This window comes from Streptomyces celluloflavus, assembly GCA_000720995.1.
In the GTDB taxonomy this organism is placed as follows: domain Bacteria; phylum Actinomycetota; class Actinomycetes; order Streptomycetales; family Streptomycetaceae; genus Streptomyces; species Streptomyces celluloflavus.
Window position 1 is genome coordinate 16,110 of the sequence record JOEL01000048.1, and the last position, 21,021, is coordinate 37,130.

Below are 21,021 nucleotides of genomic sequence, written 5' to 3' on the forward strand. Positions count from 1 at the left end.
TGCAGATGAGCGGCGTTGTGGAGGACATGGGTGTGCGGGCGATCCAGCGGATCGCGACCACACCGGACTGGTATGAGCCGTACAAGATCTCTCAGGCGGTCAAGGCGGGCGGACTGATCCATGTCTCGGGGCAAGCGGGGATCGACGATCGGGGGCGGACCGTCTCGGACGACTTCCTGACGCAGGGGCGGCAGGCGTTCGCGAATGTCCAACGGGTCCTTGCCGCAGCGGGTGCCTCGTTCGCCGATGTGGTGAAGGTGGGCATCTTCGTCACGGACATGGCCGCTGACCTCGACCATGTCATCACGCTGCGCGGGGAGTTCCTGTCCGAGCCCTATCCCGCCGACACCCTGCTGGAAGTGTCCTCACTGGCCCGGCCGGACTGGCGAATAGAGGTGGAGGCCACCGCGCTGGCCCGCTGAGCGGTGGTCACTGCGAGCCGTGTCATGCGGCCCGCGTCGGTGATGCGCCGCCCCGTCGGTCCTTGCCGTCGCCGACGCGCCCGTCGCGATGGCGGTCAGCTGGGCATCACCGTCGGCCGCGCGTGCCCGTGCCCTGTCCCTCTCAGGGCACCAGAGGGAGGGTGGCCATTTCCGCGACGACCCAGGTCAGCGGAGCCAGCACGATCAGCAGTGCCATGGCGCGAAGGGCCGCGGTGTGACGGAGGGCGGAGGCGCGGGCGCCGAGCCGCCGCAGGGCGGCCGTGGTGTGGGCGCGAGCCGACCGGGACTCCAGCACGGCGGCCAGCGCACTGGCGGTGACACAGGCGAGGACGACCGCCGCGCCGATGGCGGTGAGCGGCCCGAAGTGACGAGTGGGTGAGGCTTCGTACACCTTCAGCGCCGCGTAGGAGCCGGAGACGACGGCGCACAGGACGCCGAGCGGGCGGCCGAGGCGGTGTGCGTCCCGCTGGAGCAGCCGCCCGGACAGCAGCCGCAGTGCTCCCGGCCGGCCCGCGCACAGGAGCCAACCGCACAGATGCACCAGGCCGGGGCCGGCCAGGACGAGGCCGAAGGCCGACAGTGACCAGCCGGCCAGCACGCCAGGGGGGCTCTCGGTCAGCCGGCCGGGCAGGGGGAGCAGTCCGCCAGGGGTGCCGGTGCCGCGGCTGGTGTATGCCTCGATCGCGAGGCCCGCCGCCGTCATGGCGATGCCCCACGGAAGACCGGACGGCACGGCCGGCTTCGTGTGGGCCTCGGCCTCGGAGGTGGCGGCGGCCTCGGGGCGGGGGCGCAGGGATACGGCGGTCGCCGTGGCGGCGGTCAGCGGTACGGCGGACAGGAGCAGCAGAGCGCCGAGCAGTGGCACCGGATGGCCGGTGCCGAGCAGGTCGGAGGAGGTGCCGCCGGAGGAGGCGCCGCCGAGGTCACCGCGGAGCCGGAGGAAGACGAGCAGGGAGAGGAGGACACCCAGTGCGCAGGAGAGCGCGGTGGAGGCCGCGGCGAGCAGGGTGAGCCGGACGGGGCCCAACCCGGCGGCGGCCATGCCCTGTTGGAGGCGGGCGGCGGGATCGGTGCGGGCCACGGACACCGCCAACTGCGCGGTGGCGGCGAGCGGGGCGGCGCACCACAGCAGGCGCACCAGCGAATCGCCGGCCGGCGAGGGGTGACCGACGGCGTGGCCGAGGGTGGACAGCAGGAGGAACCCGGTACCGGCCGCGGCGGTGGCCACGAAGAGGCGGCGCAGCAGAACGAGGGGGTGAGAGCCGCGGGCTAGACGGAGAGCGAGCACGCTGCCCTGCTTTCCGTGTCGGGGGCGCCGCTGACGGGGGTGGCGTCTGAAGGGCGGCCGTCGAGCAGCTCGATGGTCCGGTCGGCGAGCGCGGCGATGTCGGGGTCGTGGGTCGCCAGGACGACGGTGATCTGGTGCGAGCGGGCCGCGGTGGTGAGGGTGCGCAGCACCTGCGTGCCGTCGGCGCGGTGCAGTGGGGCGGTCGGTTCGTCGGCGAAGAGCACCTGGGGGGTGGTCGCGAGGGCGCGGGCGATGGCGGTGCGCTGCCGCTGCGACTGGTCGAGCCGCGCGGGGCGGCGGCGGGCGCACATGCCGACGTCGAGGCGGTCCAGCCATTCGATGGCGGTGTGCTTGGCGGAGCGGTGTCCGACGCCCCGCAGCAGGAGCGGGAGGGCTGCGTTCTCCCAGGCGGTGAGTTCGGGGACCAGATGCGGTTCGGTGTCGATCCAGCCGAACCGGTCGAGACGCAGCCGCTCGCGGCTGGGGGAGGAGAGAGTGTGGACGGGGGCGCTGTTGAACCAGACTTCGCCCTCGGTCGGGACGAGTTGACCGGAGAGGCACCGGAGGAGGGTGGTCTTGCCGCTGCCGCGGGGACCGGTGACGGCGAGGATCTCGCCCTCGCGGACGCCGACGGAGACTCCGGCGAGGGCGGCGGTGCCGCCGTGCATGTGGTGCAGGCCGCGGGCCCAGAGAACGTCGTTGTCAGGCGGGGCCACCATCTGCGCACCTCGTGCTTGTTCGCGTCCGTTCCCCCGACCGGGTGAACGACCATGGAGGGTATCGGTCACTGGCACGGTAAGGACTGGCAGCCCTCGGCATTCGCTGCCCGGCACGCACAACGGCTCAGATTCACCCGTATGGCTGTAATCGAGTGAATCTGAGCCGCTGGATATTCAGTTGTGTACTACCGGAGCGGGAGGTGATGTGAAGGATGCTCCGTCAGGATTCCTGGGCGTCGCGGACGTCCTGGAGGTCAGAGCTTGGACCACGCCTCGGTGAGGACGGAGCGCAGGATCTGCTCGATCTCGTCGAAGACCGGCTGGTCGGCGATCAGCGGCGGCGCGAGCTGGATCACCGGGTCGCCACGGTCGTCGGCGCGGCAGTAGAGACCGTTGTCGTACAGGGCCTTGGAGAGGAAGCCGTACAGGACGCGCTCGGTCTCCTCGTCGTTGAAGGACTCCTTGGTGACCTTGTCCTTGACGAGCTCGATGCCGTAGAAGAAGCCGTTGCCGCGGACGTCGCCGACGATCGGCAGGTCGTGCAGCTTCTGGAGGGTGCCGAGGAACGCGCCCTCGTTTTCGAGGACGTGCTTGTTCAGGCCCTCGCGCTCGAAGATGTCGAGGTTGGCGATGCCGACGGCCGCGGAGACCGGGTGGCCGCCGAAGGTGTAGCCGTGCAGGAAGGTGTTGTCGCCCTTGTAGAACGGCTCGGCGAGGCGGTCGGAGATGATGCAGGCGCCGATGGGGGAGTAGCCCGAGGTCATGCCCTTGGCGCAGGTGATCATGTCCGGGACGTAGTCGAACTTGTCGCAGGCGAACATCGTGCCGAGGCGGCCGAAGGCGCAGATGACCTCGTCGGAGACGAGCAGCACGTCGTACTGGTCGCAGATCTCGCGGACCCGCTGGAAGTAGCCGGGCGGCGGCGGGAAGCAGCCGCCGGCGTTCTGTACCGGCTCCAGGAAGACCGCGGCGACGGTCTCCGGGCCCTCGAAGAGGATCTGCTGCTCGATCTGGTCGGCGCACCAGCGGCCGAACGCCTCCGGGTCGTCACCGAAGATCGGGGCGCGGTAGATGTTGGTGTTCGGCACCTTGTGCGCGCCGGGGACCAGCGGCTCGAACGGGGCCTTGAGGGCCGGCAGGCCGGTGATGGACAGGGCGCCCTGCGGGGTGCCGTGGTAGGCCACCGCGCGGGATATCACCTTGTGCTTGGTGGGCTTGCCGGTGAGCTTGAAGTACTGCTTGGCCAGCTTCCAGGCGGTCTCGACGGCTTCACCGCCGCCGGTGGTGAAGAAGACCTTGTTGAGGTCGCCGGGGGCGTAGTCGGCCAGGCGCTCGGCGAGCTCGACCGCCTTGGGGTGGGCGTAGGACCACACGGGGAAGAAGGCCAGCTCCTGGGCCTGCTTGAAGGCGGTCTCGGCGAGCTCCACCCGGCCGTGGCCGGCGTTGACCACGAAGAGGCCGGCCAGGCCGTCGATGTAGCGCTTGCCCTTGTCGTCGTAGATGTTGGTGCCCTCGCCGCGCACGATGGTCGGCACGGGGGCGTTCTCGTACGACGACATGCGGGTGAAGTGCATCCACAGGTGGTCGTACGCCGTCTTGGAGAGGTCGGCGCTCATTGCTATCTCGTTCCCCAGGTGTAGGTCTGCTTCCGGAGCTTGAGGTAAACGAAGCTCTCGGTGGTCCGGACGCCGGGCAGCGTGCGGATCCGCTTGTTGATCATTTCCAGCAGGTGGTCGTCGTCCTCGCAGACGATCTCGATGAGGAGATCGAAGGAGCCCGCGGTCATGACGACGTACTCGACCTCTTCCATGGTCGTCAGGGCGTCGGCCACGGGGTCGAGGTCGCCCTCGACGTTGATGCCGACCATCGCCTGCCGTCGGAAGCCGACCGTGAGGGGGTCGGTGACCGCGACGATCTGCATCACGCCTTGGTCGAGCAGTTTCTGTACGCGTTGGCGTACCGCCGCCTCGGACAGGCCGACGGCCTTGCCGATCGCGGCGTACGGACGGCGCCCGTCCTCCTGGAGCTGCTCGATGATCGCCAGGGAGACGGAGTCGATCGACGGAGTGCCGTTTCTGTCACGAGTGGCCACGGCCCTCACTCTGCATGAGCCTCGTCCGTCCCGCAAGGCCAAATCGATGAAATCAGTTGTGTCAAGATGAAAATTTCACTGATTCCGTTGTTCATGGGTGGCGGGTATGTCGAAAGCGTGGCCTCCATGGCTAGGGTAAGCGTTTCCACCACACGACATCTGAATGAAGGGGGCGCACAGTGACCACCGCACTGCGTCGTCTGCGCAACTACATCGACGGGGAGTTCCGGGACGCCGCCGACGGACGGACCACGGAGGTGGTCAACCCGGCGACGGGTGACGCGTACGCCACCGCCCCCCTCTCGGCCGCGGCCGACGTGGATGCGGCGATGGCCGCCGCCGAGGCAGCCTTTCCCGCCTGGCGTGACCTGATCCCGGCCGAGCGCCAGAAGGTCCTGCTCAAGATCGCCGACCGCTTCGAGGAGCGCGCCGAGGAGCTGATCGCGGCCGAGTCCGAGAACTGCGGCAAGCCGCTCGCGCTCGTCCGCTCCGAGGAAATCCCCCCGATGGTGGACCAGATCCGCTTCTTCGCGGGTGCCGCCCGGATGCTGGAGGGCCGCGCGGCCGGCGAGTACATGGACGGCTTCACCTCCATCATCCGCCGCGAGCCGATCGGCGTCTGCGCGCAGGTCGCGCCCTGGAACTACCCGATGATGATGGCCGTGTGGAAGTTCGCGCCGGCGCTGGCCGCGGGCAACACCGTCGTCATCAAGCCGTCCGACACCACCCCTGCCTCGACGGTGCTGATCGGCGAGATCATCGGCGGCGTGCTGGACGAACTCGGCCACTCCCGCGGCGTGTTCAACGTCATCTGCGGTGACCGCGAGACCGGCCGCCTCATGGTCGAGCACAAGGTCCCGGCGATGGCCTCGATCACCGGCTCGGTGCGCGCGGGTATGCAGGTCGCCGAGTCCGCGGCGAAGGACCTCAAGCGGGTCCACCTGGAGCTGGGCGGCAAGGCGCCGGTCGTGGTCTTCGAGGACACCGACATCGCCAAGGCCGTCGAGGAGATCTCGGTCGCCGGTTACTTCAACGCCGGTCAGGACTGCACGGCCGCGACCCGGGTGCTCGTCCACGAGTCCATCCACGACGAGTTCGTCACCGCGCTGGCCAAGGCCGCCGCGGACACCAAGACCGGTGCGGCCGACGACGAGGACGTACTGTTCGGGCCGCTCAACAACGCCAACCAGCTGGCGCAGGTCAAGGGCTTCATCGAGCGGCTGCCCGCGCACGCCAAGATCGAGGCCGGCGGCCAGCAGGTCGGCGACAAGGGGTACTTCTTCGCCCCGACCGTCGTCTCGGGCCTCAAGCAGGATGACGAGATCATCCAGCAGGAGGTCTTCGGCCCGGTCATCACCGTCCAGTCGTTCCGGGACGAGGAGCAGGCGCTGGAGTGGGCCAACGGCGTCGAGTACGCCCTGGCGTCCTCGGTGTGGACCAAGGACCACGCGCGGGCGATGCGAATGTCCAAGAGCCTCGACTTCGGCTGCGTGTGGATCAACACCCACATCCCGCTGGTCGCCGAGATGCCGCACGGCGGATTCAAGAAGTCCGGTTACGGCAAGGACCTTTCGGCCTACGGCTTCGACGACTACACGCGTATCAAGCACGTGATGACCTCGCTGGGCGGCTGAGCCGGCGGAACCGCACCGTCGCGCGGCACGGACCGCTCGACACACCGTCGCGGGCGGAGGCCCGGCAGTTGACGTTCTGTCTCTTGCCGCCTCCGCCCGCGGGCGTGAGAGTGCTCGCCATGGCTGATCTTTCGCGGCGTTCGCTGCTAAGAGGCATGGGCGGAATCGGTGCGACCGGGACGCTGGCCGCCCTGACCGGATGCGGGGTACCGCCGGCGTACGTCAAGGCGGCGGACCGCGGAACGCCCGACCGCTCGGCGCAGGACCGGAGCCTCGTCTTCGCCAACTGGCCCCTCTACATCGACGTCGACGACCACGACAAACAGCGCCGGCCCACCCTGGACACGTTCCGGCGGCGCACCGGGATCTCCGTCAGCTACACCGAGGAGATCAACGACAACGACGAGTTCTTCGGGAAGATCAGCCCCGCGCTGATGAACCACACACGCACCGGCCGCGATCTGATCGTCATCAGCGACTGGATGTGCGCCAGGTTCGTCCGGCTGGGCTGGGTCCAGGAAATGGACCGCGCGGCCCAGCCGCACGTCGCCCGGCACCTCGATCCGCTGCTGCGGTCCCCGCACTTCGACCCGGGCCGCACCCACTCCGTCCCCTGGCAGTCGGGGATCACCGGTATCGCCTACAACCGCAGGAAGCTCGGCCGGGAGATCCGGCACACCGCCGACCTGTGGAAGGACGATCTGCGCGGCCGGGTCACCCTGCTGTCCGGCCTCGACGAATCGTTCGCGATGCTCTTGCAGGGCGACGGCGTGGACATCACCCGCTGGACGGCCGACGACTTCCACCGGATGACCGACCGGATACACGGACTCGTCCGCAAGGGCCACATCCGGCGGTTCACCGGCAACGACTACATCAAGGACCTGGACTCGGGCGATGTGCTCGCCGCGCAGGCGTACTCCGGCGATGTGATCCAGCTTCAGGCGGACAACCCGGACATCGAGTTCGTGGTGCCGCAGGAGGGCGCCGAGCTGTGGGCGGAGAGCCTGATGATCCCGAACCTCGCGGACCACAAGCGCAACGCCGAGCGGCTGATCGACTACTACTACCAGCCGGAGGTCGCCGCGGCTCTGGCGGCCTGGGTCAACTACGTCTGCCCCGTTCCGGCCGCCCGCGAGATCCTCGCCTCCGCCAAGGACAAGGAGCGCGCCGCACTCGCCGAGGATCCGCTGATCTTCCCCGACGGCGCGATGCGCGAGCGACTGGCCATCGCCCGGGACATCACCGCCAAGGAGCGGGTCGCCTTCGCGAAGGAGTGGAACGCGATCGTGGGGCTGTAGGGGGGGCTGGGGGGCGTGGATGAGGGGCTGTCTCGCGGGGCAGGAGGCGGGGGGATGTGGCCTTGGTGCTGTGCAGGGTGCGGGGGTGTACGTGCCGATTGAGGCCGTGGGCCGCGCGACCGGCGCCAGCGATTCGGCGCGGTCTTCCCTATGGGCCGGGAGAACCCCTACGGGCCAGGCGAGCCCCGGCAGGTCACCTGGCGGCCCCAGGCAGCACGCCGCCGACGCCGACGCATCCGACGCCGCCGAGGCCATGGAGGTCACCGAGACCACCGAGCTCGCAGAGGACAACGGGGCGACCGGGGCCCACAGAGGCCACTGGGGCCCGCAGAGGACACCGAGGCCACCAGGGCCCACAGAGGACAGCCGGGCGGGTGTCGTGCCTACCACCCGGCCGTCCTTCACCGGGCCGTCCTCCTGCCGTCCACCGGCCGTCCCCTCCCGGCCTCAGCCCGGCCTCAGCCCGTCCTGCCGGTGACCAAGGGGCGTAGCGCGGCGACGCGGTTGGTGGTGATCGCGTCGACCCCGGCGCGCAGCAGGCGGCGCGCCGTGCGCGGGGTGTCGACGGTCCAGGCGGCGCAGGCGTAACCGGCGTCGTGCGCACGGCGGACCCGGTCCTCGGTCACCAGGCCGAAGTGGTAGTTGAGCCACTGCGGCCTGATCCGGTCGAGCAGCACCGGACGGGGCGGCGCCGCGCGCGCCCAGGAGAAGGCGATCTCGGCGTCCGGGTCCGCGGCCCGTACGGCGAGCATCGACAGGCCGCCGCCGCAGTAGTACGCGCGGCCGGCGGCGTCCGACTCGTGGACCTCGGCGACGGCGCTGTCCGCGGCCGACGGATCGGGCAGATCGATCAGTGCGCGGGCCCGGGGATAGCCGGCGGTCAGCGCGAGCGCCTCGCGCAGGGTGGGCACGCCGCCCGCCGTCACCTCGCGGACCTCGGCGAACGTCAGCGACGACAGCGGGCGGTCGTGCCCCCACAGCCGGGTGAGGGTCGCGTCGTGGAGCAGCACCGGGATGCCGTCGCGGGTACGGCGGATGTCGATCTCGACGGCGTCCGCCCCTGCCTCCAGCGCTCCGCGCAGTGCGGCGAGGGTGTTCTCGCGGTGGGCGTACGGGGCTCCGCGGTGGCCGATGACGGCCACTTCGCGGATGCCCGCCGGGCCCCGGCCGGCCGCCGTCGCCCGAGCCGGCGCTCCGCCCGCCGCTACCCGCGCCATGACGCCGCGTAGGCGTCGATCTCGGCCGCGAGCCGTGCCTTGGCCGTCGTGTCCATGAAGGAGGCCGTGACGGCGTTCTTGGCGAGGCCGGCCACACCGTCGGTGTCGAGGCCCAACAGCCGGGCGGCGATGCCGTATTCGGTGTTGAGGTCGGTGCCGAACATCGGCGGATCGTCGCTGTTGACGGTGACCAGTACGCCCGCGTCGACCATCTGCCTGATCGGGTGCTCCTCCAGGGTGCGCACCGCGCGGGTGGCGATGTTGGAGGTGGGGCAGACCTCCAGCGGGATGCGGTGCTCGGCGAGATGGGCCAGCAGCTCGGGGTCCTTGACGGAGCTGGTGCCGTGGCCGATGCGCTCGGCCCGCAGGTGGGTGAGGGCGTCCCAGACGGTCTCCGGGCCGGTCGTCTCACCGGCGTGCGGTACGGAGTGCAGGCCGAGCGCGATGGCGCGGTCGAAGTACGGCTTGAACTGCGGGCGCGGCACACCGATCTCCGGGCCGCCGAGGCCGAACGAGACCAGGCCCTCGGGCTGGAGTTCGCAGGCGATGCGGGCGGTCTCCTCGGCGGACTCCAGACCGGCCTCACCGGGGATGTCGAAGCACCAGCGCAGTATCACGCCCAGTTCGGACTCCGCGGATTTGCGGGCGTCCTCGATGGCCTCGACGAACGCGGCGTCGGGGATGCCGCGGCGCGTCGAGCTGAAGGGGGTGACGGTCAGCTCGGCGTAGCGGATGTTCTGCCGCGCCATGTCGCGGGCGATCTCGTACGTCAGCAGCCGGACGTCCTCGGCGTCGCGGATGAGCTCCACGACGGAGAGGTAGACGTCGATGAAGTGCGCGAAGTCGCGAAAGGTGAAGTAGTCGGCGAGCGCCTCGGGGTCGGTGGGGACGGTGGAGTCCGGATGCCGGGCGGCAAGTTCGGAGACGATCCGCGGCGAGGCCGATCCGACGTGGTGGACGTGCAGCTCCGCCTTCGGCAGGCCCGCGATGAAGGCATCGAGATCGGACAACGGTTCCTCCTGGTCAAGGGATTGTGCGTCGGCGTGCGGAACGGTGGTCATCGTATGCGGGGGCCGGGTGGGCGCCCGGAGCAGGTCCTAACATGACAGGACAGTCGGAGCGGGCGAGGGGGAAGACGAGCCATGGCCGAGGGGCCGGAGCCCGAACCGGGGAATCCGTGGGCGAGCCCCGCGGGGCCGTCCGGGACCTCGGCGGGCGGCGCGCCAGGGCGGTACGCCGTTCCGCCGCCACCGCCCGCGCCGGGTCCGCCGGGCGTACCGGGCGCGGGGACGTACGGGCACTCGTACGCTTCGCAGTCCGCGCAGTCCGCGCAGTCCGCGCAGTCCGCGCAGTCCGCGCAGCCGAGCGCCGTGACGCTGTACGTTCCGCCGCCGTACGCGCGGCAGTCCTGCCCCTCGCTTGCGTATCCGCCGTCTCCGTATCCGCCGCCCCCGTATCCCGGTCCGTGGCGGCCGGACCGGCTCGGCCACCCCGGCTCTCCCTCGTACGCCTCTCGCTCCCCGCACCCGCTGTACACCGGCTGTCCCGACGGCGGCTGTCCCGGCGATCTCGGCCGGTATCCGGCGATGGACCATGCGCTCTGGCTGCCGGTACGGACGGGCAACGGCTTTGGGACCGCCGCGCTGATCGTCGGTATCACCGGGGCGCTTCTCGGTGTCAGCATCGTTTTCGGCATCCTCCTCGGTGCGCCGGCGGTCGTCTTCGGAGCCGTCGGCCGGGCCAGGGCGACCAGGGGCGAGGCGGCCAACGGCGGCACGGCGCTGGCCGGGATCGTCCTGGGCGGGGTGGCACTGCTGATCAGCGCGCTGATGATCGTCCTCATCGCGGTCAACGGCCTCGGCCCGAAGGACCGTGGACCGGGCGACGGCGGCGGCCGCGGCCGGGGCGGCGGCCACTCCGACACCTACCAGGCCGCGTCGCCGGACCTCGCGCCGCCGCACGCCGCGCCGCCGGACCCTGCGCCGTCGCATCCCACGTCACTGCGCTCCGCGCCGCCGCACCCCGAGGCACGCCCCGCCCACCCGGCCGGTCTCCCACCGACAGCCGTATCCGCTTAGCCTCCCCCTCCCTGTAGCACCTCCACCCCGGCGGCCGACCTCAGAGCCTCCCCGGAGCCCCCCTCGGACTTCCAGGGCCTGCCCCAGAACCGCCCCAGACCGCCCCAGAACTACCCCTCCGCGTCGCCCCCGCTGTCCCCGTCGCCCCCATCCCCCTCGGCCAGCCGCTGACGGGCCTCCATCAGTGCGAAGCCCAGCAGATTCAGCCCCCGCCAGCGGGCCGGGTCCGCCGCGCGCTCGTCGTCGGCGGTCAGTCCGATGCCCCAGACGCAGTCCTGCGGGCTGGCCTCCACCAGCACCCGGGAGCCCGTGCCGAGCAGGAACTCGCGCAGCGCGGTGTCCCGGCCGAACTTGTGCACGCTGCCCTCGACCACCAGGCCGAAGCGGTGCCGCCGCCAGACCTCCTCGTCGAAGCCGCGGACCGCCCGGCCGGCGTCCTTGGCCTGCTTGGGGTGGGTCGCGGCTATCGCGCGCCGCGCCGCCGCCGCGTCGCCGAACAGCCGGGCCTTGCCCGCCATCATCCAGTGCTCGGCGGTGGCGTACTCGACCCCGTCGACCGTGAAGGGCGAGGGCCACCACTGGCTGAAACAGCTCGCCCCGAGAGTGCCGTCGCGACGCGGGGTGTGACCCCAGAAATGGACGTATTTGACCCGCTGCCCCGTGGCGGTCGCCGCGCGCAGTTCCTCGACCGAGCGCGGTCCGTCCGCGGTGCGCCGGTCCGTGATCCCCGTGGTGTCGTGCATCATGCCGGGATTCTGTCAGCGGGCACTGACAACGTGTCGGGGCGCCGGATGCGGAAACCGCAGAATTCGTCGCGTGACCAAAAGGCAACAACGGAATCACTTGTTGGGGTCCGGTGCCTCTGTCAGGATCAGCCATCGTTTCCGGAAACAGCTACGCCTGGCAGTGCCGCTGCGCGGCCTTGGCGCCCGGCGGAGGAGAGCACCATGGATCAGCGATTCGATGTCACCGAGCGATTCGCCGAGGGCGCGCAGTTCATCGCGGGCGGTCTCCGCAGCGGCAGTTCCGGCCGCACCCAGACCCTCGTCAACCCGGCGACGGGCGAGCCGGTCCACACCTACGAACTGGCGGGCACGGCGGATGTGGACGCCGCCGTCGAGGCCGCGCGCCAGGCACTGCCCGGATGGGGCGGGGCGACGCCCGGTGAGCGCTCCGACACCCTGCACCGCTTCGCCGCCGCGCTCGCCGAGGACGCCGCCGACCTCGCCTACGCCGAGTCGCTGAACTGCGGAAAGCCGATCAAGCTCAGCAGCGAGTTCGACGTGCCCGGTTCGATCGACAACACCGCGTTCTTCGCCGGCGCCGCCCGCCACCTGGAGGGCAAGGCGACCGGCGAGTACAGCGCCGACCACACCTCGTCCGTCCGCCGCGAGCCCATCGGCGTCATCGGCTCCATCGCGCCCTGGAACTACCCGCTCCAGATGGCCGCGTGGAAGGTGCTGCCGGCCATCGCCGCGGGCAACACCATCGTCCTCAAGCCCGCCGAGATCACCCCGCTGACCTCGCTCATGTTCGCCCAGGCCGCACAGCGCGCGGGCCTGCCCGACGGGGTGCTCAACATCGTCTCCGGGGCCGGCCGGGACGCCGGGGAACATCTCGTCGGCCACCCCGCCGTCGCCATGACGTCCTTCACCGGCTCGACGGGCGTCGGCAAGCGCGTCGCCGAGATCGCCACCGCCACCGTCAAGCGGCTGCACCTCGAACTCGGCGGCAAGGCCCCGTTCGTGGTCTTCGACGACGCGGACCTGGAGGCCGCCGTCCACGGAGCGGTGGCCGGTTCGCTGATCAACACCGGCCAGGACTGCACCGCCGCCACCCGCGCCTATGTGCAGCGGCCGCTCTACGACGCGTTCGTCAGCGGCGTCGCCGACCTGATGGCGACCGTACGGCTCGGCGACCCGTTCGATCCGGCCACCGACCTCGGCCCGCTGATCTCGCACGCCCAGCGCGACCGGGTGGCCGGTTTCGTCGACCGGGCACGGAGCTACGCGACGGTGGTGACCGGCGGTGCGGCACCCTCCGCCGACCGGGACGGCGCGCTCGCCAAGGGCGCCTACTACCGCCCCACCCTGATCACCGGCGCGGCCCAGGACAGCGAGATCGTGCAGTCCGAGATCTTCGGCCCGGTGCTGGTCGTGCTGCCCTTCGACAGCGACGACGAGGGCCTCGCGCTCGCCAACGACACCCCCTACGGGCTCGCCGCCTCCGCCTGGAGCCGGGACGTCTACCGCACCGGCCGCGCCACCCGGGAGATCAAGGCGGGCTGCGTCTGGGTCAACGACCACATCCCGATCATCAGCGAGATGCCGCACGGCGGCGCGCGGGCGTCCGGTTTCGGCAAGGACATGTCGGCCTACTCCTTCGAGGAGTACACCCAGATCAAGCACGTCATGTACGACAACACCGCGGTCGCCAGGAAGGACTGGCACCGCACGGTCTTCGGGGACCGCCCGTAAGGGACCTCGGCAACGGGACGGTCCGTGACGGGACGGCCGGCGGCCGGCACCGTCCACCGGGGACCGACCGTCAGGGGCGCCGCCCGGCCGTGCCGGGACACCCCACCCACTGCGGCCAGCGCCGCGCGGCACCGTCACCACCGGCCGAGCGCCGGGTTCACCCTGAAAGGGCACCGCGCATGGAGCACCACCAGCAGCCCGAACCTCTGTCCCCGCCCGAACTCGCCGCGCTGCGCCGCAGCATGACCGACGGCCGGCTCGCCATGACCCGGCGGTCGCTGCTGCGCGCCGGCGGCGCCGCGGCGGCCGTCATCGGCGGCGCCGGCGCCCTGTCGGCCTGCGGTATCCCGCCCGCGGGCCGTACCGACGCCGCCGGTTCGGCCGATCACTCCGCGGCGGAGAAGCGCGTCACCTTCTCCAACTGGACCGAGTACATGGACGTCAGCGACGACGGCAAACACCGGCCGACGCTGGAGACCTTCACCCGGCGCACCGGCATCGAGGTCAAATACACCGAGGACATCAACGACAACGACGAGTTCTTCGGCAAGGTCCAGGCCCAGCTCGCGGCCGGCCAGGACACCGGGCGCGATCTGATCGTGCTCACCGACTGGATGTGCGCGCGGATGATCTCCTTCGGCTGGATCCAGACCCTGGACCAGGCCAACCTGCCGCACGCCTACGCCCAGCTGTCGGCGCAGTTCCGCACCCCCGCCTGGGACCCGGGCCGCGCGCACTCCTACCCCTGGCAGGGCATCCCCGCGATCATCGCCTACAACAAGAAGGCGACCGGCGGCCGGAAGGTCGAGTCGATCACCCAGCTGCTGGAGGACCCGCAGCTCAAGGGGAGGGTCGGCTTTCTCTCCGAAATGCGCGACAGCGTCGGGCTGACCCTCCTGGACATGGGCAAACGCCCCGAGGACGTCACCGCGGACGAGTACGACGCGGCCATCGCCCGGATCCAGAAGGGCGTGGACACCAAGCAGATCCGCCGCTTCACCGGCAACGACTACACCAACGACCTGGACAAGGGCGATATCGCCGCCTGCGTCGCCTGGGCCGGCGACATCGTCCAGCTCCAGCACGACAACCCGGCCATCGCCTACACCATCCCCAAGGCCGGATACATGACGTCCACCGACAACCTGATGGTGCCGAACAGAGCGCGCCACAAGAAGAACGCCGAACGGCTCATCGACTTCTTCTACGAGCCGAAGAACGCGGCCCGGCTCGCGGCGTACATCAACTACACCTGCCCCGTCGACGGCGTACGCGAGGAACTCGCCAAGATCGACAAGGCGTTGGCGGAGAACCCGCTGATCCTTCCCGACGAGGAGATGGCCGCCAGGTCCCACTCCTTCCGTGCGCTCTCCGGCAAGGAGAGCAAGGAGTTCACCCAGAAGTACTCCGACCTCACCGGCGCCTGAGCACCACCCCCGCCCCGGGCCCGTATGAGCTGTTCCGACCTCCGACACACGGGACGAGAGACATGACCCAGACCGCGACCCCGCAGAGCGGCGGCGGCGACGTCCGCCTCCAGGGGATCAGCAAGACCTACGGCTCCTTCACCGCCGTCCACCCGCTCGACCTCACCATCCCCGCGGCCTCCTTCTTCGCGCTGCTGGGCGCCTCGGGCTGCGGCAAGACCACCACCCTGCGGATGATCGCCGGGCTGGAGGACCCCACCACCGGGACCGTCGCCCTGGGCGGCCAGGACGTCACCGCCCTGCCGCCCTACAAACGCCACGTCAACACCGTCTTCCAGAGCTACGCGCTCTTCCCGCACCTGGACATCTTCGAGAACGTCGCCTTCGGGCTGCGCCGCCGCGGCGTCAAGTCCGTCAAGAAGCAGGTCGAGGAGATGCTCGACCTCGTCCAGCTCGGCCCGATGGCGCGCCGCAGACCGCAGCAGCTCTCCGGCGGCCAGCAGCAGCGTGTCGCGGTCGCCCGCGCCCTGATCAACAAGCCGCAGGTGCTGCTGCTGGACGAGCCGCTGGGCGCCCTCGACCTCAAACTCCGCCGCCAGATGCAGCTGGAGCTCAAACGCATCCAGACCGAGGTCGGCATCACCTTCGTGCACGTCACCCACGACCAGGAGGAGGCCATGACGATGGCCGACACCGTGGCCGTGATGAACGGCGGCCGGGTCGAACAGCTCGGCGCCCCCGCCGACCTCTACGAGAACCCCGCCACTACCTTCGTCGCCAACTTCCTGGGCACCTCCAACCTCATCGAGGCCGAGGTCACCGGGATGGGCGGCGAACACCTGCTGCTCACCGCGGGCGGCACCACCCTGCGGCTGCCCACGCGCCGGTGCGGCGCCGCACCGGCGGCCCGCACCGGGGGGAAGGTCCTGGCCGGCGTACGGCCCGAGAAGATGGCCCTGATCCACGCCGATCGCGCCGACGCCGTCCCCGAGGGCCACAACCGCCTGCCGGGACGCATCAAGGACGCCAGTTTCATCGGCGTCTCCACGCAGTACGTCATCGACGCCCACGCACTGGGCGAACTCGCCGTCTACGAGCAGAACATCGAGCGCGACGGCCGCCTCGTCCCCGGCGCCGAGGTCGTCCTGCACTGGAACCCGGCGCACACCTTCGGGCTCGACGCGGCCCAGTCCCCGCTCGCCGGTACGGACCTCGACGAGGAGGCCGCGTGAGCACCACCGAGGCGCCCGCGCCCGCACCGGAGGAGGCCGCGCCGCTCCCGGTCCGCAGGCCCCCCGCGCGCAAACGGCTCGTCCCCTACTGGCTGCTGCTGCCCGGCATCCTGTGGCTGGTCGTCTTCTTCGCCGCGCCGCTCGTCTACCAGGCGTCCACCTCCCTGCAGACCGGATCCCTCGAAGACGGCTTCAAGGTCACCTGGCACTTCGCGACCTACTGGGACGCGTTCGGCACGTACTGGCCGCAGTTCGTCCGGTCCGTGCTGTACGCGGCCACCGCGACGGTGCTCTGCCTGCTGCTCGGCTACCCGCTGGCCTACCTCATCGCCTTCAAGGCAGGCCGCTGGCGCAACCTCGTGATGATCCTCGTCATCGCCCCGTTCTTCACCAGCTTCCTGATCCGCACGCTGGCCTGGAAGACGATCCTGGCGGACGGCGGCGCGGTCGTCGGCCTGCTCAACTCGCTGCACGTCCTGGACGTCACCAGCTGGCTGGGGCTGACCGAGGGCCATCGGGTGCTGGCCACCCCGCTCGCAGTGGTCTGCGGACTGACCTACAACTTCCTGCCGTTCATGGTGCTGCCGCTCTACACCTCGCTGGAGCGCATCGACCCCCGGCTGCACGAGGCCGCCGGCGACCTCTACGCCCGCCCGGCCACCACCTTCCGCCGGGTGACCTTCCCGCTGTCCATGCCCGGTGTCGTCGCCGGCACCCTGCTGACCTTCATCCCCGCCGCCGGCGACTACATCAACGCCGAGCTGCTCGGCTCCACCGACCAGAAGATGATCGGCAACGTCATCCAGTCCCAGTTCCTGCGGGTCCTGGACTACCCGACCGCCGCCGCCCTCTCCTTCATCCTCATGGCGGCCATCCTCGCGATGGTCACCGTCTACATCCGCAAATCCGGGACGGAGGACCTGGTCTGATGGCCGTCAGCGAGACCCGCCCACCCGTACGGGAGACGCGCCCCCCGGCGGACGCGAACCGCCCGCCCGTCCGCGTATCCGCACCGCGCAGGGCCCTGCGCCTGCTCCGCCGCCACCTCGTGACGATCGCGGGCCTGGGCACGCTGGGCTATCTGATCCTGCCCAACATCGTCGTGCTGGTCTTCTCCTTCAACAAGCCCAACGGCCGCTTCAACTACCAGTGGCAGCGCTTCTCGACGGACGCCTGGAGCGATCCGTGCGGCGTCGCCGACCTGTGCGGTTCGCTGGGCCTGAGCCTCCAGATAGCCGTCTGGGCCACCCTCGGCGCCACCGCCCTGGGCACGATGATCGCCTTCGCGCTGGCCCGCTACCGCTTCCGCGCCCGGTCCTCCGTCAACACCCTGATCTTCCTGCCGATGGCGATGCCCGAGGTCGTGATGGCCGCCTCACTGGCGACGCTCTTCCTCAACATGGGCATCCAGTTCGGCTTCTGGACGATCCTCATCGCGCACATCATGTTCTGCCTGAGCTTCGTCGTCACCGCCGTCAAGGCGCGCGTGATGAGCATGGACCCGCGCCTGGAACAGGCCGCCCAGGACCTCTACGCCTCGCCGGTGCAGACCTTCCTGCGGGTGACCCTGCCGATCGCCGCCCCCGGTATCGCGGCCGGCGCGCTGCTCTCCTTCGCGCTGTCCTTCGACGACTTCATCATCACCAACTTCAACGCCGGCTCCACCGTGACCTTTCCCATGTTCGTCTGGGGATCGGCACAGCGGGGCACACCCGTTCAGATCAATGTCATCGGAACGGCGATGTTCCTGATCGCCGTGTTGTGCGTAGTCGTCGGCCAACTGGCCGGCAAACGCCGCAAGAGGAGCTGAGATCCATGGCACGAGCTGCCATGCCGCACCAGACCGGGGCGACGTCCCCGGCCGTCCGCGCGCTCGCGGACGCCGTCCCCACCCCCTTCTGGCTGGACGACCCGGACCGCCCGGACGCCCGGTCCGCCCTCGTCGGCGACGAGACCTGCGATCTGCTGGTCGTCGGCGGCGGCTACTCCGGGCTGTGGACCGCGCTGCTCGCCAAGGAACGCGACCCGCGGCGCGATGTCGTGCTCATCGAGGGCGCCGAGATCGGCTGGGCCGCCTCGGGGCGCAACGGCGGCTTCTGCGCCGCCTCCCTCACCCACGGCCTCGGCAACGGCCTGGCCCGCTGGCCGGACGAGCTCCCCCGGCTCGAAGAGCTCGGCATGCACAACCTCGACGCCATCGAGGACGCCGTCGCCCGCTACGGGATCGACTGCGCCTTCGAGCGCACCGGCGAGATCGACATCGCCACCGAACCGCACCAGATCGCCGAACTGGCGGAGGCCGCCCGGGATGCCGCCCGGCTCGGCCTGGACCGCCACCGCTTCCTCGACCGGGACGCGCTGCGCGCCGAGATCGACTCACCCACCTTCCGCGCCGGACTGTGGGACCGCGACGGCGTCGCCATGCTCAACCCGGCCCGCCTCGCCTGGGGCCTGAAGCGGGCCTGCCTCGGGCTCGGCGTCCGCATCTACGAGCGCACCCGCGCCACCGCGCTGGCCTCCCGGGGCGCCGGTATGGCCGTCCGCACCCCCTACGGCCGGGTCTTCGCCCGCCGGGTCGCGCTCGGCACCAACGCCTTCCCGTCCCTGGTGCGCCGGGTACGCCCGTACATCGTCCCGGTCTACGACCACGCCCTGATGACCGAACCGCTGACCGACGACCAGCTCGCCGCCATCGGCTGGCGCAACCGCCAGGGCCTGTCCGACACCAACAACCACTTCCACTACTTCCGCATCACCGCCGACCAGCGCATCCTGTGGGGCGGCTACGACATCGTCTACCGCTACGGCGGCGGGGTGCGCGCCGAGTTCGACCACCACCCGGCCACCTACGAGAAGCTCGCCCAGCACTTCTTCCGCTGCTTCCCGCAGCTGGAGGGCCTGCGCTTCAGCCACGCCTGGGGCGGCGCCATCGACACCTGCGCCCGCTTCTCCGCCTTCTTCGGCACCGCGCACACCGGCCGGGTCGCGTACGCCGCGGGCTACACGGGGCTGGGCGTGGGCGCCACCCGCTTCGGCGCGGAGGTGATGCTCGACCTGCTCGACGGCGAACGCACCGAGCGCACGCAGCTGGAGATGGTGCGCAGCAAACCGCTGCCGTTCCCGCCCGAGCCGCTGCGCTGGGCGGGCATCGGCATCACCCAGTGGTCGATGACCCGCGCCGATACGCATGCCGGGCGCCGCAACCTGTGGCTGAAGGGCATGGACCGGATCGGCCTCGGCTTCGACAGCTGAGAGCCGACGGCTGACGGGGGCGGCGGACGGCGGGCGGTCCCGTCACCGCCGCGCCCCGACCGTCCCGGCGCTCACCCCCTCTCCCGCATGTGGGGAAAATCCCTCGCCAATCCGTGTAAGGATGCGGCCCCCGTCGTCTCTCCCCGGGGAGAGAACGGCCCGTCCGGGCCGGGAGAGCGAGGGTGACATGAGCGCCGCGGGGGCGAGCAAGGCAGTGGACTGGCTGGTATCGGTGGCTTCCGACCCGGAAGCGTGCCGGTGGGAATGGGAGCGCAACCCGCTCGGGGTGGCGCTTCTGCCGGCCGGCCGGCGCTGGGACGTAATGATCGTCGAGGGCCGGCTCGGCGCCCCGACCCTCGACGTACTGGCCGAGGCCGCCGTCCGGCCGGGCCCGGTCCTGGCCGACTTCGGCGAGACCCGGACGGGCTTCTTCGTCCCGCCGGGCACGGCCGGCCGCTGGCTGGGCACCGGCGTACGGGGCGCCGGGCGCGGCACCTGGATCGTGGTGCCCTATCCAGGGCGGTACACCGGCGGCGTCCGCTGGCTCGTCCCGCCGGACGGCACCGGCCACCTCACCGACCCGGGCCTGCTGGAACTCGCGATGCACGAGGCGGCGGCGCTCGCCGGGAGACGCGAGCGGTGAACGGCGTGCGGCGGGTCCGCGAGAACGGCGCGCGGCGAGGAGGAGCCGGGGGAGAGCCGTGCGGCGGCGGCCCGCGCGGTCGCGTACGGTCCGCCGCGCGTCAGGGCGCCGGGGTGCCGGGCTCCTGACCCGGGCCCACGTCGCGGCTTGACCGCGAGGAGCCCGGACCTGGCTGCGAGTCCCGATCTGGCCGTGGTTCCGTGCCTGGCTGTGGGTCCGGGCCCGCACAAGGTCCCGGGTCCGGACCCCGGCCGTGGTCCGGCCGCGTGTTCCGGTCGTCCGGCTGCCGGTCGCACACCGCGCACCACACCGCCAGCAGCACCCCGGCCAGACACCAGCTGCCGAGCACGTCCAGCGGCCAGTGGTAGCCCTGGCGCACCAGACCGATGCCGACACCGGCGTTGAGCAGGGCGACCCCGGCCGCGAGCGGGAGGCGGCCGGCGGCGGGGCGGCCGGTGCGTCGGCGGCCGTGCGTGAGGAGCAGGGCGGCCACCCCGTAGGCGACGGCGGCCGTGGCGCCATGGCCCGAGGGATAGAAGCCGTCGTGCGCGCCGCCCGCCATCCGAGGCGGGCCCGGCCGGGCGAGCCACAGCTTGAGCGGGACGACGAGTGCGGGCACCGCGGCCAGGGCGAGCGCGGCGGCCAGCGGCGGCAGCCACCGGCGCGCCGGGCCGGTGGCGGGGTCGCTGCGGTAGCCCCGCCACACGGCCCACCCGATGACCACCAGCAGTACCGGCAGGGCGACGGAGGCGTTGCCGAGGTCGGCGAAGAACTGGGCGAGCCAGGAGGGGACGGCGCTCGCGGAGACGGCGCGGCCGAGCCGCTCGTCGAGGGCGCGGAGCGGGCCGTGGTCCGCCACCTGCCAGGTGATCAGGGCGAAGAGCAGTGCGCAGACCAGTCCGGCCGCGGCGGCGGGGGTGCGGAGTCGGTGCCGACCGGGACGACGGGAGGGAGTGGACGGACCGGACGTACTGGAGGAGCCGGACGTAGGGGAGGGGCCGGGAGAGCCCGAGGAGCCCGCGGATCCCGAGAGACGGGAGAAACGCGAGAAACCGCGAAGGCGGGAAAAAGAGGTCGGCCGCCTCGGAACAGGGGGGGTGGTTCCGAGGCGGCCGGGCTGATCGGTGTACCGCGCGCCCCGGGGGGTGTGGGGCGGGCGGACATCCGATCGGTGAGGAATCCCGGAGCCCAGGGCTCCGGTGGTGTGCGCGAGGGCAC

At 71.3% G+C, this 21,021-nt stretch carries 19 protein-coding genes; 11 read left to right on the forward strand and 8 right to left on the reverse strand.

Annotated elements, in window-relative coordinates:
- The first annotated feature begins 5 nt into the window (after positions 1-5).
- Positions 6-422: a RidA family protein gene (locus IH09_RS29695; protein WP_190233445.1), complete on the forward strand. Its 417-nt coding sequence runs from the start codon at positions 6-8 to the stop codon at positions 420-422.
- 142 nt (positions 423-564) lie between these two features.
- Here IH09_RS29695 and IH09_RS29700 read toward each other — a convergent pair whose 3' ends face one another.
- From IH09_RS29700 to IH09_RS29715, 4 genes are all read right to left on the reverse strand, one after another.
- Positions 565-1,731 (reverse strand): hypothetical protein, encoded by a 1,167-nt coding sequence (locus IH09_RS29700; protein WP_052860610.1) that lies wholly within the window; start codon positions 1,729-1,731, stop codon positions 565-567.
- Positions 1,713-2,450, reverse strand: coding sequence for an ABC transporter ATP-binding protein (locus IH09_RS29705; protein ID WP_052860611.1), 738 nt, complete (start codon positions 2,448-2,450; stop codon positions 1,713-1,715). The genes IH09_RS29700 and IH09_RS29705 overlap by 19 nt, the downstream gene beginning before the upstream one ends.
- Positions 2,451-2,704: 254 nt before the next feature.
- Complete coding sequence (locus IH09_RS29710) at positions 2,705-4,066, reverse strand: aspartate aminotransferase family protein (protein ID WP_052860612.1); 1,362 nt, start codon at positions 4,064-4,066, stop codon at positions 2,705-2,707.
- A gap of 2 nt (positions 4,067-4,068) precedes the next feature.
- Complete coding sequence (locus tag IH09_RS29715) at positions 4,069-4,542, reverse strand: Lrp/AsnC family transcriptional regulator (RefSeq protein WP_052860613.1); 474 nt, start codon at positions 4,540-4,542, stop codon at positions 4,069-4,071.
- A gap of 179 nt (positions 4,543-4,721) precedes the next feature.
- Between IH09_RS29715 and IH09_RS29720 the strand changes: the two genes are divergently transcribed.
- Together IH09_RS29720 and IH09_RS29725 are read left to right on the forward strand one after the other, a co-directional pair.
- Positions 4,722-6,176, forward strand: coding sequence for a gamma-aminobutyraldehyde dehydrogenase (locus tag IH09_RS29720; protein ID WP_052860614.1), 1,455 nt, complete (start codon positions 4,722-4,724; stop codon positions 6,174-6,176).
- A 119-nt stretch (positions 6,177-6,295) separates the two neighbouring features.
- Positions 6,296-7,477, forward strand: a complete 1,182-nt coding sequence (locus IH09_RS29725; protein ID WP_052860615.1) for an ABC transporter substrate-binding protein — start codon at positions 6,296-6,298, stop codon at positions 7,475-7,477.
- Between the two features lie 458 nt (positions 7,478-7,935).
- Here the strand turns inward: IH09_RS29725 and IH09_RS29730 are convergent, their stop codons facing one another.
- Both IH09_RS29730 and IH09_RS29735 read right to left on the reverse strand, forming a co-directional pair.
- The gene (locus IH09_RS29730; RefSeq protein ID WP_052860616.1) at positions 7,936-8,694 is read right to left on the reverse strand and encodes a glycerophosphodiester phosphodiesterase; all 759 of its coding nucleotides are present in this window, start codon (positions 8,692-8,694) and stop codon (positions 7,936-7,938) included.
- Entirely contained in the window at positions 8,682-9,704 is a 1,023-nt protein-coding gene (locus IH09_RS29735; RefSeq protein ID WP_052860617.1) for an adenosine deaminase, read from the reverse strand. Before IH09_RS29735 ends, IH09_RS29730 begins: the two co-directional genes overlap by 13 nt.
- A 576-nt stretch (positions 9,705-10,280) precedes the next feature.
- On the opposite strand from IH09_RS29735, the gene IH09_RS29740 reads away from it, so the two are divergent.
- On the forward strand, positions 10,281-10,772 hold the full coding sequence (locus IH09_RS29740) for a DUF4190 domain-containing protein (RefSeq protein ID WP_052860618.1): 492 nt from the start codon (positions 10,281-10,283) through the stop codon (positions 10,770-10,772).
- 110 nt (positions 10,773-10,882) lie between these two features.
- Here the strand turns inward: IH09_RS29740 and IH09_RS29745 are convergent, their stop codons facing one another.
- Positions 10,883-11,518: an NADAR family protein gene (locus tag IH09_RS29745; protein ID WP_052860619.1), complete on the reverse strand. Its 636-nt coding sequence runs from the start codon at positions 11,516-11,518 to the stop codon at positions 10,883-10,885.
- 201 nt (positions 11,519-11,719) lie between these two features.
- Between IH09_RS29745 and IH09_RS29750 the strand changes: the two genes are divergently transcribed.
- The 7 genes from IH09_RS29750 to IH09_RS29780 all read left to right on the forward strand — a co-directional run bounded on the left by IH09_RS29750 (position 11,720) and on the right by IH09_RS29780 (position 19,803).
- Positions 11,720-13,249, forward strand: coding sequence for a gamma-aminobutyraldehyde dehydrogenase (locus IH09_RS29750; protein WP_052860620.1), 1,530 nt, complete (start codon positions 11,720-11,722; stop codon positions 13,247-13,249).
- A 179-nt stretch (positions 13,250-13,428) separates the two neighbouring features.
- Positions 13,429-14,676, forward strand: coding sequence for an ABC transporter substrate-binding protein (locus IH09_RS29755; RefSeq protein ID WP_052860621.1), 1,248 nt, complete (start codon positions 13,429-13,431; stop codon positions 14,674-14,676).
- A gap of 62 nt (positions 14,677-14,738) precedes the next feature.
- Positions 14,739-15,908 carry an ABC transporter ATP-binding protein gene (locus IH09_RS29760; RefSeq protein ID WP_052860622.1) on the forward strand — a complete coding sequence of 390 codons (1,170 nt, stop codon included), beginning with the start codon at positions 14,739-14,741 and terminating at the stop codon, positions 15,906-15,908.
- Complete coding sequence (locus IH09_RS29765; RefSeq protein WP_052860623.1) at positions 15,905-16,837, forward strand: ABC transporter permease; 933 nt, start codon at positions 15,905-15,907, stop codon at positions 16,835-16,837. Before IH09_RS29760 ends, IH09_RS29765 begins: the two co-directional genes overlap by 4 nt.
- A complete protein-coding gene (locus IH09_RS29770; RefSeq protein ID WP_240150647.1) occupies positions 16,837-17,718 on the forward strand; it encodes an ABC transporter permease in 882 nt (293 codons plus the stop codon). Before IH09_RS29765 ends, IH09_RS29770 begins: the two co-directional genes overlap by 1 nt.
- Before the next feature lie 5 nt (positions 17,719-17,723).
- Positions 17,724-19,160 carry an NAD(P)/FAD-dependent oxidoreductase gene (locus IH09_RS29775; RefSeq protein ID WP_240150648.1) on the forward strand — a complete coding sequence of 479 codons (1,437 nt, stop codon included), beginning with the start codon at positions 17,724-17,726 and terminating at the stop codon, positions 19,158-19,160.
- 187 nt (positions 19,161-19,347) lie between these two features.
- Entirely contained in the window at positions 19,348-19,803 is a 456-nt protein-coding gene (locus IH09_RS29780) for a hypothetical protein (protein ID WP_052860625.1), read from the forward strand.
- 100 nt (positions 19,804-19,903) lie between these two features.
- On the opposite strand, the gene IH09_RS40755 is transcribed toward IH09_RS29780, so the two are convergent.
- The gene (locus IH09_RS40755; protein WP_404827298.1) at positions 19,904-20,662 is read right to left on the reverse strand and encodes a phosphatase PAP2 family protein; all 759 of its coding nucleotides are present in this window, start codon (positions 20,660-20,662) and stop codon (positions 19,904-19,906) included.
- Positions 20,663-21,021: the final 359 nt, after the last annotated feature.